This is a genomic window from Microbacterium sp. P2_F9 (assembly GCF_056403635.1).
The window spans coordinates 1-11164 of record NZ_JBFUFC010000126.1 but is presented as its reverse complement, the minus strand read 5'-3'; the positions used below and the strand labels follow the sequence as shown (position 1 = coordinate 11164).

The 11164-nt window shown below is 67.9% G+C and carries 14 protein-coding genes and 1 pseudogene; 13 read left to right on the top strand and 2 right to left on the bottom strand.

Annotation, left to right across the window (positions count from 1 at the left end; genetic code table 11):
• From AC1DVT_RS13380 to AC1DVT_RS13345, 8 genes and pseudogenes are all read left to right on the top strand, one after another.
• A pseudogene (locus AC1DVT_RS13380) lies at positions 1-422 on the top strand (flavoprotein); the annotation flags it as partial.
• A complete protein-coding gene (locus tag AC1DVT_RS13375; protein ID WP_477389547.1) occupies positions 422-934 on the top strand; it encodes an N-acetyltransferase family protein in 513 nt (170 codons plus the stop codon). The pseudogene AC1DVT_RS13380 and the gene AC1DVT_RS13375, both read left to right, overlap by 1 nt.
• A 39-nt stretch (positions 935-973) precedes the next feature.
• The gene (locus AC1DVT_RS13370; protein ID WP_477389546.1) at positions 974-1858 is read left to right on the top strand and encodes a metalloregulator ArsR/SmtB family transcription factor; all 885 of its coding nucleotides are present in this window, start codon (positions 974-976) and stop codon (positions 1856-1858) included.
• 55 nt (positions 1859-1913) lie between these two features.
• On the top strand, positions 1914-2330 hold the full coding sequence (locus tag AC1DVT_RS13365; protein WP_477389545.1) for an arsenate reductase ArsC: 417 nt from the start codon (positions 1914-1916) through the stop codon (positions 2328-2330).
• Positions 2331-2420: 90 nt separating this feature from the next.
• Positions 2421-3551, top strand: a complete 1131-nt coding sequence (locus AC1DVT_RS13360) for a peptidoglycan-binding domain-containing protein (protein ID WP_477389544.1) — start codon at positions 2421-2423, stop codon at positions 3549-3551.
• 94 nt (positions 3552-3645) lie between these two features.
• Complete coding sequence (locus tag AC1DVT_RS13355; protein WP_477389543.1) at positions 3646-4542, top strand: SDR family oxidoreductase; 897 nt, start codon at positions 3646-3648, stop codon at positions 4540-4542.
• A 56-nt stretch (positions 4543-4598) separates the two neighbouring features.
• The gene (locus AC1DVT_RS13350; protein ID WP_477389541.1) at positions 4599-5165 is read left to right on the top strand and encodes a Dps family protein; all 567 of its coding nucleotides are present in this window, start codon (positions 4599-4601) and stop codon (positions 5163-5165) included.
• 98 nt (positions 5166-5263) lie between these two features.
• Positions 5264-5947, top strand: a complete 684-nt coding sequence (locus AC1DVT_RS13345) for an alpha/beta fold hydrolase (protein ID WP_477389540.1) — start codon at positions 5264-5266, stop codon at positions 5945-5947.
• A gap of 50 nt (positions 5948-5997) precedes the next feature.
• Here the strand turns inward: AC1DVT_RS13345 and AC1DVT_RS13340 are convergent, their stop codons facing one another.
• Positions 5998-6357 carry a DUF7882 family protein gene (locus AC1DVT_RS13340; RefSeq protein ID WP_477389539.1) on the bottom strand — a complete coding sequence of 120 codons (360 nt, stop codon included), beginning with the start codon at positions 6355-6357 and terminating at the stop codon, positions 5998-6000.
• A gap of 170 nt (positions 6358-6527) precedes the next feature.
• Here AC1DVT_RS13340 and AC1DVT_RS13335 point away from each other — a divergent pair, with 170 nt between their 5' ends.
• Positions 6528-7070 carry a MarR family winged helix-turn-helix transcriptional regulator gene (locus AC1DVT_RS13335; protein WP_477389538.1) on the top strand — a complete coding sequence of 181 codons (543 nt, stop codon included), beginning with the start codon at positions 6528-6530 and terminating at the stop codon, positions 7068-7070.
• A gap of 1 nt (position 7071) precedes the next feature.
• On the opposite strand, the gene AC1DVT_RS13330 is transcribed toward AC1DVT_RS13335, so the two are convergent.
• Positions 7072-7539 (bottom strand): heme-binding protein, encoded by a 468-nt coding sequence (locus AC1DVT_RS13330; protein WP_477389537.1) that lies wholly within the window; start codon positions 7537-7539, stop codon positions 7072-7074.
• Positions 7540-7739: 200 nt separating this feature from the next.
• Here AC1DVT_RS13330 and ppk2 point away from each other — a divergent pair, with 200 nt between their 5' ends.
• From ppk2 to AC1DVT_RS13310, 4 genes are read left to right on the top strand one after another with little or no spacing between them, the layout of a single operon-like run.
• Positions 7740-8561: a polyphosphate kinase 2 gene (gene ppk2, locus AC1DVT_RS13325; protein ID WP_477389536.1), complete on the top strand. Its 822-nt coding sequence runs from the start codon at positions 7740-7742 to the stop codon at positions 8559-8561.
• Positions 8558-9577 carry a diacylglycerol/lipid kinase family protein gene (locus tag AC1DVT_RS13320; protein WP_477389535.1) on the top strand — a complete coding sequence of 340 codons (1020 nt, stop codon included), beginning with the start codon at positions 8558-8560 and terminating at the stop codon, positions 9575-9577. Before ppk2 ends, AC1DVT_RS13320 begins: the two co-directional genes overlap by 4 nt.
• Positions 9574-10275 (top strand): phosphatase PAP2 family protein, encoded by a 702-nt coding sequence (locus tag AC1DVT_RS13315; RefSeq protein WP_477389534.1) that lies wholly within the window; start codon positions 9574-9576, stop codon positions 10273-10275. Before AC1DVT_RS13320 ends, AC1DVT_RS13315 begins: the two co-directional genes overlap by 4 nt.
• Positions 10276-10333: 58 nt before the next feature.
• The gene (locus AC1DVT_RS13310; RefSeq protein ID WP_457101931.1) at positions 10334-11140 is read left to right on the top strand and encodes a DUF1206 domain-containing protein; all 807 of its coding nucleotides are present in this window, start codon (positions 10334-10336) and stop codon (positions 11138-11140) included.
• The last annotated feature ends 24 nt before the right edge of the window (positions 11141-11164 follow it).

Below are 11164 nucleotides of genomic sequence, written 5' to 3'. Positions count from 1 at the left end.
CTGTAGAACTGATCGGGCATCGACGCGGCGAGGTCGCCACCCACACCACGGAGATCGTCGTGAACGCGACCGGGTTCCGCCCCGACCTCGGCATCCTGCGCGAGATCCGGCTCGAGCTCGACGACATCGTCGAGGCTCCGAAACGCCTGGCGCCCCTCATCGACCCGAACGTGCACTCCTGCGGCACGGTCGAGCCGCACGGCTTCCGCGAGCTCACCCATCCCGAGAAGGGCTTCTTCATCGTCGGCATGAAGTCGTACGGGCGGGCTCCGACCTTCCTCCTCGCCACCGGCTACGAGCAGGTGCGCTCGGTGACCGCGTGGCTGGCGGGCGACACCGCGGGGGCCGCGAACGTCGAGCTGGTGCTGCCTGCGACCGGTGTCTGCTCCACCGACCTAGGCAGCGCGGGCGGCTGCTGCTGATGACGCAGATCAGAGGGATGGATGCCGCGGACTGGCCCGTCGTCGAGCAGATCTTCGCCGCGGGCATCGCCGAGGGCGAAGCCACGTTCGAGATCGAGACGCCGACGTGGGAGACCTTCGATGCGGGCAAGCTGCCCGCACCACGGCTGGTCGCCACCGATGCCGGCGGTGAGGTGCAGGGCTGGGTCGCGGCATCCGCCGTCTCGTCTCGAGCGGTGTATCGGGGCGTCGTCGAGCACTCGGTCTATGTGGGAACGCACGCGCGAGGGCACGGCGTCGGGCACGCACTGCTGGACGCCTTCGTGACGGCTGCGGATGCCGCGGGGATCTGGATGATCCAATCGAGCGTCTTCCCCGAGAACGTCGCGAGCCTGCGCCTGCACCAACGTGCGGGCTTCCACATCGTCGGGCGACGCGAGCGGATCGCTCGATCGAGGCTCGGTCCGCACGCCGGGCAGTGGCGCGACACCGTCCTGATCGAGCGGCGCAGCACGGTCAACGGCCTCGACTGATCAGGGCTGTCGCGGCGGCAGGCGCATAGACTGCGGTCTATGGATGCTGGTTCCGGCTCTCGCGAACTGACCGTCCTCGGCGACCCCACCCGGGCGCGGATCGTGAAGCTGATCCGCGACTCGGACGACGGTCGTGCTCTCGTGGGCCGCCTCGCGGGGGTGCTCGGGCTGCGGCAGCCCACCGTGAGCCACCACATGAAGGCGCTCGCCGCCGAGGGGATCGTCATCCGGCAGCCGGAGGGTCGCCGCGTCTGGTATTCGCTCGACCCGCGCCAGTCAGGCCGCGTGGACGCGCTGATCGGCGACGATGCGACTCCGGATGCCGAACCCGATCTCACCCGGATCGTCGACGACCTCGCCGAGCGCTATCGCGGCACCTTCGGCCGTGAGACGGTCGACCGCTACGTCACCGAGAGCCACGAGCTGCTGAGCGCGAACAGCTCGGCGCCGCTGCTCGCGTCCCGCACGGCCGCGTTCGCGACCACCAGACTCGACGCGCTGGCGCGGTCCCAGGCGACCCGATCGAGCATCCCCGAGGTGCTCTTCGTGTGTGTGCAGAACGCCGGTCGTTCGCAGCTCGCGGCCGGCATCCTCCGGCAGCTCGCCGGAGACCGGGTGCTGGTGCGGACCGCCGGCTCCGCGCCGGCCAACGCGGTGCGCGCGAGCGTCGTCACCGCGCTCGACGAGATCGGCGTGCCGCTCGGCGGGGAGTTCCCGAAGCCACTCACCGACGAAGCGGTCCGCGCCGCCGACGTCGTCGTGACGATGGGCTGCGGCGACGCTTGTCCCATCTACCCGGGCCGTCGCTACCTGGACTGGGAGCTCGACGACCCGGTCGGCAAGCCCCTCGCGGCGGTGCGGGACATTCGAGACGACATCGAAGCGCGCGTGCGGGTGCTCCTCGCCGAGCTGCTCCCTGCTTGAGCTGACTCGATAGATAGATATTGGTCTATGCTTTTAGTGAGGAAAGCGAGATGCCATGACCGACAAGCCCACTGTGCTGTTCGTGTGCGTGCACAACGCCGGACGCTCCCAGATGGCCGCCGGGTACCTCACCGCGCTCGCGGGCGGCGACATCGAGGTGCTCTCGGCCGGCTCCGCGCCGAAAGACCAGATCAATCCGGTCGCGATCGAGGCAATGGCAGAAGACGGCATCGACATCGCCGGGAACACTCCGAAGATCCTCACGGTCGAGGCGGTGCAGGAGTCGGATGTCGTGATCACGATGGGCTGCGGCGATGCCTGCCCGTTCTTTCCCGGCAAGCGCTACGAGGACTGGGTGCTCGATGACCCGGCCGGGCAGGGCATCGAGGCGGTGCGGCCGATCCGCGACGAGATCCGCCGTCGCGTCGAAGCGCTCGTCGATGACCTGCTGCCCCAGCGTCGCTCTGCCTGACCGGTCGAGCGACACCCCCGCCTTCGGCGGTTGGCTGCACGACGATGCCATGATGGGGCAGAACTTTCCGCGCTGACATCGGAGGCACTCGTGAGGACCGAATCGTCGAGGATGCCGGGGCTCAGGACAGCCGCCATCGTGCTGGTGACGCTCGCCGCCGTCGGGCTGGCCGGCTGCTCCGACAGCAGCGGCGTGGACCGGGCCAAGGCCCAGGTCACCGCGAAGGAGAAGGCCTTGACACAGGCGGAGGCCGACTTCACGGCGGCGTCGGGCGCCTTCTGCGACGCGAGCAAGGACTACATCGTCGCCCTCGACGGCTACGGCGATGTCATCACCGCCACCGCACCCACCGTCGGTGACGTCACGGCGGCCGGCGCGGACCTCGCGAAGCCTGGCAAAGGCGCCTTCGACACCGCCGAGGCCGCGGTCGACGCCCAGCAGGCGCTGACCGTCGCCCAGCAGGAGCTCGTCGACGCCCAGGCGGCGCTGGCCCGCGCGGAGGCCGGCCCTTCCGGCTCGCCCTCCGTCGTCGCCACCGAGGTGCCGAGCGCCACGCCCTTGGCTCCTGCCGCCACCGTCGACCGGGTCGAGCAGGCCGAGGCGGACTTCGATGCGGCGCAGGGCGCGATCACCGACGAGACACCGCTGGCCGAGGCATCCGAGCACTTCAACAGCGCCGCTGTAGCGCTCGAGATGGCATGGCTGCGGCTGTTCGTCGATGCCGGCTGCGTCCCCGACGAGCAGAAGCAGCAGGCCGAGGCGGCGGTGCGCGCGTACACGACGGCGCTGCAGACCGACCTCGCCACGGCGGGCCGCTACACCGACCCGGTCGACGGTGTGTACGGACCCGCGACGGTCGCGGCCGTGGAGGGCCTGCAGGAGGCGAATGGGCTGCCGGTCACCGGCACGGTCGACAAGGCGACCGCCGCCGCGCTGCAGGCAGAGCTTCTGGCACTGGGTGGCGCCGCCACCCAGGAAGCTCTCGCAACGACGGCCGCGGTGCAGCAGACCCTCAAGCTGGTCGGGTTCTGGGACGGACCGGTGGACGGCACCTGGACCCCGGAGCTGACCGAGGCGCTCATCGCCTTCCAGACCGAGCTGGGCGTCGAGCCCACCGGGGTCGTTGACGCCGCGACCATCGCCGCATTCGAGAAGGCGATCGCCGACCTGACGGCACCCGCATCGCCGAGCCCGGAGCCGTCGGCCTCCGCAACGCCGTAGCGCGCGCGAAGGGGCCAGTGTGCCGGTATTGCGCAATCCGCGGGTGAAATCAACCCCCGTGAGCAACCCGGTGCCCTGACCTACCGTGAGTCGGGTGACACGAGACCAGTACACCCTGACCGATCCGACCGCGCTGTACCGCGACATCCAGCCGGAGAAGCAGCACCAGCCCGAGCCGGGGCTGGACGCGAAGCTGCATCCGAGACCGGACCTCGGCGAAGACACCTACCGCGGCACCGGTCGGCTGACCGGACGCAAGGCCCTCATCACCGGAGCCGACTCCGGGATCGGCGCAGCAGTCGCGATCGCCTTCGCCCGAGAGGGCGCAGACGTCGCGATGTCGTACCTCCCCAGCGAGGAACCGGATGCCCAGCGCGTTGCCGGAATCATCCGCGACGCCGACGTCACGGTCGCCCAGCTCCCCGGTGACCTGCGCGACGCCGAGTACTGCCGGGCACTCGTCGACCGGACCGTCGAGGAGCTCGGCGGGATCGACATCCTCGTCAACAACGGCGGGAAGCAGATCTTCAACGAAGACCTCACCACCCTGGACGACGAGCAGTTCGACGACACCTTCAAGACGAACGTGTACGCCATGTTCTGGATCACCAAGGCCGCGCTCCCGCATCTGAAGCCGGGGTCCTCGATCATCAACACCACCTCGATCCAGGCGTACAAGCCGTCCGACATCCTCATCGACTACGCCTCGACGAAGGCGACGATCAACGCCTTCACGAAGGCGCTTGCGCAGCAGGTCGCGCCGAAGGGCATCCGTGTGAACGCGGTCGCGCCCGGACCGGTGTGGACCGTGCTGCAGGTGACCGACGGGCAGCCGCAGGACAAGATCGCGCACTTCGGCGAGAACACCCCGCTCGGGCGAATGGGCCAGCCCGCCGAACTCGCCCCCGCCTACGTCTTCCTCGCGTCCGCCGAATCCAGCTACGTCGTCGGCGAGACGTTGAACGTCAACGGCGGCATCCCGTCGCCCTGACCTCCAGCGACAGCCCCGACCAGACCCATCCCCAACGAGAAGCAGAGGACCACATCATGGCGACAGCAGAGAAGACGAAGAGCGCGGGTTCGACGACGGTCAAGCGGACGGCGCCTGGCGGGACCGGCGCCAAGACCACGAGACGTCAGAACGCCGAGAAGGGATTCGTCGCGACGAAGGCGCTCGGCGACAACCTGCAGGCGGTCCTGGTCGACCTGCTCGAGCTGTCGGGGCAAGGCAAGCAGGCGCATTGGAACGTGGTGGGCCGCAACTTCCGCGACACGCACCGCATTCTCGACGAGATCATCGAGGCGGCCCGCGAGTTCAGCGACACGGTGGCGGAGCGGATGCGCGCGCTGCACGCCGTGCCCGACGGACGCAGCGACACGGTCGCCGCCACGACGACCCTGCCCGAGTACCCGCAGGGCGAGATCGACACCGCCGAGACGGTCGACCTCATCACGGTGCGGCTCGAAGCCACCATCGGCACCGTGCGCGAGGTCCACGACGACGTCGACGACGAAGACCCGACGAGCGCCGACATCCTGCATGCCATCCTCGAGAAGCTCGAGCAGTACGCCTGGATGGTGAGTGCCGAGAATCGCACGCCCGTGAGCAGGTGAACGCGCGGGAAGAGCTGATCGAAGTCGGCGACCTCACGTTCCGGGTGCGATCTGCTCGCTCGCCAGCGCCAGCGCCAGCGCCGGGGGCGGAGCCGATCGTGCTGGTCCACGGCGTCGGAGTGTCGCACCGGTACCTCGACCGACTGCAGGCGGAACTCGCGACGACGAATGACGTCTTCTCGATCGACCTCCCTGGCTTCGGCGGACTGCCGAAGCCGGGGAGGTCGCCCTCCGTGCCGGAGATGGCCGGTGCTCTCGCCGTCGCGCTGGGCCGGATCGAGGTCGGCCGGGCGATGCTGATCGGCCACTCGATGGGAGCCCAGTGGGTCGTCGAGCTCGCCGCCCAGCGCCCGGAGCTCGCAGCTCTCGTCGTTGCCATCGGCCCCGTCTGCGACAGCCGGCATCGCACGGTCGCGGCCCAATCGGTCGCCCTCGCCGTCGACAGTCTCGCGGAGCCGATCTCCGGCAACGCCATCGTCTTCACCGACTACCTGCGGTGCGGTCCCCGCTGGTATCTGGACCAGGTCCGGCAGATGCTCGAGTACCGGACCGAGCGCCACGTCGCCGCTCTCACGATGCCTCTCCTGATCATCAGGGGAGGAAACGACACGATCGCCGGGATGGAGTGGTGTCGGATGCTGCGAGACCGCGCCCGCACCGCGTTGCTGGTGACCGTGCCCGGCCATCGCCATCTCGTCCAGTACTCGGCGCCGCGCACCGTTGCGTCCGCGATTCGAGACTTCGCGGCCAGCCACCTCGGGACGGCCGCCGTCCGGAACTGACCGTCGCCTCAGTGATCAGCCCCGGCGGCGCAGCGTCAGGCGGCGCGGCCTCAGGCGGCGACCAGCTCGCGGTGAGAACTCGCGTGCGCGGCGACCGCGCTGTCGTCGCTGCAGGGGTTCTCCCACTCGAGGATGATGCCGTTGACGGAGTTGGCCGCATTGGCGAGAGCGTGGAGGTACTCGGGGTCGAGCGCCTCCGGTTCGGATGCCTCGAAGACGAACCGCAGCGGAATCGCCGGCTGCATCCAGAGCGAAGTACGTCCTTCCGCGCTCCCATTGGCGTGCCGCCACGTCACTGTGAAGCTCTCGCCGCGGCGCAGTTTCGTCGTCGCGACGAGCTTCAGGTGCGCGAGCACCCGATCAGGCATTTCGGCGGGCTGTGACTCGAATCCGTAATACAGGAGTCCCACGGTTCCATTCCCCTCTTGCTCGCTCCGATGAGAGAACACCCGAATGATCCCTTATTCGGTATCATTCACGGAAAGTATGTATCACACCAAGTGAGATATCAAGTAGCAAAGTTGACGAGTTTTCGGTTAGAGTGTGAGCGGAACTTGATCCTGTCCCAAGGAGGTAGCGGATGCCCAGGACCGTGGTGCGCCATGAAAGTGAGCATCTCTACGCGGATGAACCCCGCACGCCGGAAGGCCAGCGACTGAGTCGCGCCATCCTGCACTTCCGCAACGCCGAGCGAATGCAGGCCGAACGTGCGCAGCGACTCTCCGGGCTTTCGAGTCTGGATCTGGCTGCCATCCGGTATCTGGTGCAGGGCACGCGCGACCAGCGGGATCTCAGCCCCAAGGACCTGATCGTGATGCTGGACACGTCGAGCGCGACCGTCACGAACGTCGTCGAGCGACTCGTCGCGCGCGGCTACCTGACCCGCGTGCAGCATCCGACCGATCGGCGCGCGCACTATCTCGTGCCCACGGAGGAGGCGGTGCGCCGAGTCGACGAAGCCTACGAAGCGCACCACTCGGCGCTCATCGACGTGATCGAGACTCTTTCGACGACGCAGGCGGAGACCGCCGCGGACGTGATCACGCACCTCGCGGACTCCCTCGACCGCCTCGCGGCGAAAGACACCGCGTCGGATGCGGCGCTGGAGCGCCGAGGGCGCTGACTCAGCGCGCCAGGTAGCGGCGCAGCGTCTCGGCGGCGGCGTCGTGATCGACGACATCCGGTTCGCCCGACATCGTGATCGACCCGGCCACGACGCCGGCCACGAAGATCGGGATCGACCCCCCGTGAGCGCGCATCGACCCGTGGTCGACATCGTCGCGCGACTCGAACGGGGTGCCCGTCGCCTCGTGGCGCCGGCGCACGAGCAGCGACGGCTCGCCGAAGTGCTCGGCCACGAGTGCCTTGCCGCGCAGCCACGGATCGTTGCCCGGGCCGGTGGTGCCGAGCTTCGCGACGAAGACGACGTCGCCCGACACGATGATCCGCACCGCGAGGTTGAGCCCGCGCTCGCGCATCACCGCGACGGCAGTCAGACCGAGCGCGACGGCGGCGTCGTTGTTCCATTCGGGCACCTCGGCGCGCGGCATCCGCTCGAGATCTTCCAGGGTGAACACGGGGAGGTCGGTCATGGTTCGAAGCCTACGCCCGGGGCGTGCGCTGATCTCGAGCAGCATCGTCCCGGTGACCTGTTTGTCAAGCCCATCCGGCGATCTCCAGCCCCGCCATAGTGTGAGCATGGCGGCGACCCGAGCGCCGAGAATCGATTGGGGTATGACATGGGGACTCACTCAGCACGATCGCGGACGATCTGATGTCGAGGAAGGCGTCTTTGAAGTCCTCCGTCGATCGCATGTCCAAGAAGGTCTACGAGGCGGAGCTGGAGCGGCTGCAGATCGAGCTCGTCGAGATGCAGCACTGGGTCGAATCCACCGGCACCCGCGTGCTCGTCATCTTCGAAGGACGGGATGCCGCAGGCAAGGGCGGCGTGATCAAGAGGATCATGCAGTACCTGAATCCCCGGCACGCCCGGGTGGTTGCCCTCGACAAGCCGTCCGAGAAGGAGAAGGGGCAGTGGTACTACCAGCGGTACATCGAACGCCTCCCCACGAAGGGCGAGATCGTGCTGATGGACCGGTCCTGGTACAACCGGGCGGGCGTCGAGCGGGTCATGGGCTACGTGGACGAAGAGGACTACCAGCGCTTCCTGCAGCAGACGCCGACCCTCGAGCGCATGCTCATCGACGAGGGCATCATCCTGATCAAGTACTGGTTCTCGGTCTCGGATGAGGAGCAGCAGTACCGGTTCGCGGCGCGGCTGAACGATCCGATCAAGCGGTGGAAGCTGTCGCCGACCGATCTCGAGTCGATCCTGCGGTGGGAGGACTACTCGAAGGCGAAGGACGCGATGTTCGCCGTCACCGACACCAACGGATCGCCGTGGTGGACGGTGGAGAGCGACGACAAGCGCGCCGCGCGCCTCAACACGATCACTCACCTGCTGAGCAGCATCCCGTACAAGCATCTCGACCACGAGGACGTCTCGATCCCCGATCGCCCCAAGGCGAGCGACAAGGACCGACCGCCGCTCGAGGACTTCCGCTTCGTCCCCGACATCGCCGGCGAACTCGACGCCAAGAAGGGCAAGTCATGAGCGGCGAGACGACCACCAAACACGCGTCGACCAAGACCCGGGTGGCTGCGGTCGTCTACAACCCCATCAAGGTGGACCTGGATGCTCTCAAGGCCACGGTCGCGAAAGAACAGGGCGCCGCCGGGTGGGGCGAATCGCTCTGGTTCGCGACGACCGAGGAGGATCCTGGGCAGGGCGCGACCGAGAAGGCGCTCGCCGAGGACGTCTCGATGATCTTGGTGGCCGGCGGCGACGGCACGGTGCGTGCGGTGGCCGAGGCAGTGCGCGAGCACGATGTCGTTCTGGCCCTCGTCCCGTCCGGCACCGGCAACCTGCTCGCCCGCAACCTCGAATTGAAACTCGAGGACCCAGAGGAATCGGTCCGCTCGGCGTTCACCGGCAAGGACCGGAAGATCGATCTGGGCGTGGTGGAGGTCCGTCGCGCCGACAAGAAGACCGACACGCACGCCTACGTCGTGATGGCCGGCTTCGGCTTGGACGCCAACATGCTCGCGCGCACCGACGAAGACCTCAAGGCGAAGATCGGCTGGCTCGCGTACATCAAGGCGCTCAGTCTCGCGCTGCGGGACACCGACCTGCTGCACCTCCGCTACAACCTCGACGGCAGCGGCAATCGATCGGCCAAAGCCCACACGGTGATCGTGGGCAACTGCGGCATGCTCCAGGGCAACATCCAGCTGCTCCCCGACGCGACCCTTGACGATGGTCGCCTCGACATCGCGCTCATGCGACCCGAGACGCTCTTCACCTGGGCGCAGACCCTCGTGAAGATCTTCTGGGAGAACGGGGTGCTCCGAAAGACCCGGGTGGGTCGGAGCATGCGCACGAAGGACGTGAATGCGCTCGCGTACCTGAAGGGCGAGAAGTTCACGATCACGCTGAGCCGCCCCGAGAAGCTCGAGCTCGACGGCGACGAGTTCGGCGAGACCGTCGCCATCCGCACCTGGGTCGAGAAGAAGGCGCTCACGATCCGGGTGCCGGCGGAAGACGCGAGTGACACCGAGGAAGCATCATGACCGACACCCAACCCGTCGCACCACGTCCGTCCGCAGATCTTCGACCGTCGGCCGAACCGGATCCGCGTCGCCAGATCGCGCTCATCGTCGGGCTCTCGGCCACTGTCGCGTTCGTCATCCTTCGCGTCGTGGTCGCCCTCGGTGGCCACGACCCGCTGCCGATCGACGTGTGGTGGCACGGCCTCATGGTCGCCACGCTCACCGACGCGGGAGTGCTGATCGCTTGGATCCCCTCGATCGTGGGCGGCACCATCGGCGGGTTCGTGCTCGGGATCGTGGTGGTGATCGTCTTCCTGGCTTTCAAGCGAAAGTGGGATGCCGCGACCTTCGCGCTCGCCGTCATCGTCGTCGTCGCGATCGGCGCGCCGATGTCTTACATCGTCGGTCGGGTGCGCCCTGCCGACTCGCTCGCTGAGAGCGTCGCGACCTCATTCCCCTCGGGGCATACCGCAGTGGCCACCACCATGGCGGTCATCCTGGGCCTCCTGCTCCGGCGCTGGTACGTCTGGGTGGGCGGTGTGGTGTGGGTCGTGTGGATGATGTGGGCACGTGGCTATCTGCACGCGCACTGGCTCAGCGACATCGTCGCAGGGCTGCTGGAGGGAATCGCCGTTGCCTGCCTGGTGTGGTGCGCCGTCGAGGCGTTCCGCGACCGCCGAGCGGTGCGGGCACGACACGAACCGGCGACGCAAGCATGAACCCCGCGGCGAAATCAAGCCCCTGCCCGGTATATCAGCCTCTGGATACGGTTCGATCATGACCACCACTCCCAAGGAAGCCGCGGCCGCGGCGCAGCGATCGCCTGTCTTCGAAACGATCGCGCGCATCGGCTACATCGTTCTCGGCATCGTCCACATCGTCCTCGGATGGGTCGCGATTTCGATCGCGACCGGTGGCGGCGGAAGTGACGCCGACCAGGGCGGCGCCATGGAGCGGATCCGGCAGGCGCCCCTCGGCGTACTGCTGCTGTGGATCATCGTGATCGGCCTGCTGGCGCTGGCGATCTGGCAGATCGCCGAGGCCTTCCTCGAGCGCGAACCCGACACGAAGAAGAAGTGGGGCCTGCGGATCAAGTACGTCGGCACCGCGGTCATCTACATCGCGATCGCGTGGACGGCGCTCATCTACGCCCTGGGCGGCGAGTCGGACTCCTCCAACTCGACGGAGTCGTTCACGGCCGGTCTGCTCGCGTCGGGTGGAGGGATCTTCCTGCTCGTCCTCGTCGGTCTCCTCGTCCTGGGAATCGGCGTCGCGTTCATCATCCGCGGAGTCACCCGTGCGTTCGAGAAGCGTCTCAACCTGCCGGCCGACGTGACGCGGCCGGGCATCGTCACCTTCGGCGTGGTCGGCTATATCGCCAAGGGGATCGCGATCGCGGTCACCGGCGTGCTCTTCGTCGTCGCCGCCTTCACGCACGACCCGGAAGCCGCCGGTGGCTTGGACGACGCACTCCACGCGCTGGCAGCGCTGCCCTTCGGCCCCGTCATCCTCTGGATCGTCGGTGCGGGGCTCATCATCTACGGCATCTTCTGCTTCGCCCGCGCGCGCTACGCCAAGATGTGAGCGCCTGACGAAACATCAAGAGGG

Excerpts from the sequence above, each read along its gene's own strand:
- AC1DVT_RS13375 (WP_477389547.1), top strand. The coding sequence starts at position 422 with ATGACGCAGATCAGAGGGATGGATGCCGCGGACTGGCCCGTCGTCGAG.
- AC1DVT_RS13370 (WP_477389546.1), top strand. The coding sequence starts at position 974 with ATGGATGCTGGTTCCGGCTCTCGCGAACTGACCGTCCTCGGCGACCCC.
- AC1DVT_RS13365 (WP_477389545.1), top strand. The coding sequence starts at position 1,914 with ATGACCGACAAGCCCACTGTGCTGTTCGTGTGCGTGCACAACGCCGGA.
- AC1DVT_RS13350 (WP_477389541.1), top strand. The coding sequence starts at position 4,599 with ATGGCGACAGCAGAGAAGACGAAGAGCGCGGGTTCGACGACGGTCAAG.
- AC1DVT_RS13335 (WP_477389538.1), top strand. The coding sequence starts at position 6,528 with ATGCCCAGGACCGTGGTGCGCCATGAAAGTGAGCATCTCTACGCGGAT.
- AC1DVT_RS13330 (WP_477389537.1), bottom strand. The coding sequence starts at position 7,539 with ATGACCGACCTCCCCGTGTTCACCCTGGAAGATCTCGAGCGGATGCCG.
- AC1DVT_RS13320 (WP_477389535.1), top strand. The coding sequence starts at position 8,558 with ATGAGCGGCGAGACGACCACCAAACACGCGTCGACCAAGACCCGGGTG.
- AC1DVT_RS13315 (WP_477389534.1), top strand. The coding sequence starts at position 9,574 with ATGACCGACACCCAACCCGTCGCACCACGTCCGTCCGCAGATCTTCGA.
- AC1DVT_RS13310 (WP_457101931.1), top strand. The coding sequence starts at position 10,334 with ATGACCACCACTCCCAAGGAAGCCGCGGCCGCGGCGCAGCGATCGCCT.